The following is a 1,231-nucleotide window of genomic DNA, read 5'->3' on the forward strand; positions in this document are numbered from 1 at the left end:
GACAGATCAAAAGCCTAACTAATCCTCTTACTCTATACCCAAGTGACGTTAAGATACACAGTATTGTGAGTGCAACTTAACTTAATCGCTTGGGTATTACACCACTTTTCAGTTTAAGTGGGATGAGATAACTCACTTAGATTAATCAACATACCGTATTTAAATATCGTTAATTTTGTCATTTATATTTATAAAACAATAATGTCGACCGATTTATTTGTAAATTAGTGTCAAGATTTAATTGTTATATTTATCATTAAATAATAGTTTATAGGATAATTAATGCATAATTTATAAACGCTGTTAAATATGAGTCAAAAATAGATAGTATAAAATTGACTAATAATATTATGAATTATAATTCCTGCGCAAAATAACAATAAGGTAGCAGTAGGTTATAATTTATGGCTAGAGTTAAAATTACTCCTCATAATTTCAAAGAAAAATTTTTACTTTCCTCAAATACAAAAATGAAGTTGACGAACATTACTATTTATCAACATCGAGTGAATGTTATCAATAATGATAGAACTGCTCTTTTTACGGTAGAAATGTCCAGTTACTATAAAAATTGGATTACGGCCTATGAGAGTTATGGCTTTGATTGTAGTGTTCTTGATTTTATTGATGATATTGCTAATAGTGTCGGGATTGATGAGAATTTGTTGAAAGCGATCATATATATGGAAACGCGAAATTGTCACTCAAACCCTTTTCATCGATCTCATCCAAACCCATTCCCCATTAATATTAATTATCAGCTTTGGGAACCCATCGTGCATCAATTAGGTTATTCGATGAAAGATATTAAATATTCTGAAATGGCACGAGTTCATTTAGCGGCGGTAGTCTTAAAACGAATTGCGTTAAGACTTAATGAACCCTGTGTAGTAAGAGTAGCAACTTTATATAATTCTTTAAATAAACATGAAACCAGTAGTTATGGACATAGAGTCGGCGAAATTTACCTTGATAAGATATGGGAAAAATATCGTAATACATAATATTGATTAGATGTAAAATGATTTAATTATGTCCAAATCTTTATAACAAATCATTTGGACATAATTCTAAGCGGTAAGATATAACAAGACTGGCAATAGTGTTGCTTGAAGATATGATTAGCTTTAAGTAGAAACAAAGATATGGTTTGATAGCAAAAAAGTGTTTCGCTCTATAATGAAATATTCAATTCCATTATTTTTGTATGATAAATGCGTTAGATCAATAA

The 1,231-nt window shown here is 29.4% G+C and carries 1 protein-coding gene; it reads left to right on the forward strand.

What is annotated here, in order from left to right; all coding sequences use genetic code 11:
* The first annotated feature begins 404 nt into the window (after positions 1–404).
* The gene (locus tag I3255_RS14470; RefSeq protein WP_238039447.1) at positions 405–1,004 is read left to right on the forward strand and encodes a hypothetical protein; all 600 of its coding nucleotides are present in this window, start codon (positions 405–407) and stop codon (positions 1,002–1,004) included.
* Positions 1,005–1,231 lie beyond the last annotated feature (227 nt).

It is taken from the genome of Psychrobacter sp. Ps6, assembly GCF_022129235.1.
In the GTDB taxonomy this organism is placed as follows: Bacteria; Pseudomonadota; Gammaproteobacteria; order Pseudomonadales; family Moraxellaceae; genus Psychrobacter.

Bases quoted from the DNA above. Each gene is read 5' to 3' on its own strand.
- I3255_RS14470 (WP_238039447.1), top strand. From the start codon at position 405: ATGGCTAGAGTTAAAATTACTCCTCATAATTTCAAAGAAAAATTTTTA.